We start from the raw sequence: 386 nt of genomic DNA on the forward strand, positions 1-386 counted from the left end.
CTCTGCGTGTTGAGGCCGATTTTCTTTCGTTCCCTTCCTTTCCCCTGCCCCCTCCTCCCCCCCTCCTCCCTCCTTCTCTTTCTCCTTCTCCCTCCCTTCTCCTTTTCTCCCCCTCCCTTCTCTTCTCTCTTCTCTCTTTCCCTTTCCTCTTCCTCCTTCCTCCCCTCCCTCCTCCTTCTCTCCTCTCTCTCTTTCTTCTCCTCCCTTCTTTCCCTCCTTCCTCCTTCTCTTTCCCTTTTCCTTCTTTCTTCTATCTTTTTTTTTCTCCAATCCATTCCTTCAAATCACCTTCCATCTACTTTCTTTTTTTCAATTACAATTCATCCATCCACGCGCAGGGGATGCCTTGACTCTGCAGCTATATCATTTCTTTCTCTTCTCCCTTC

General features: G+C 48.7%; 1 protein-coding gene. It reads right to left on the reverse strand.

Annotated elements, in window-relative coordinates; translation table 11 throughout:
• Positions 1-275, reverse strand: a 275-nt coding sequence (locus NR126_RS28540; RefSeq protein WP_256832504.1) for a hypothetical protein, incomplete at its 3' end; no start/stop codon positions are given.
• Between the last annotated feature and the right edge of the window lie 111 nt (positions 276-386).

Source organism: Pseudomonas sp. Pse1 (genome assembly GCF_024519635.1).
Classification (GTDB): domain Bacteria; phylum Pseudomonadota; class Gammaproteobacteria; order Pseudomonadales; family Pseudomonadaceae; genus Aquipseudomonas.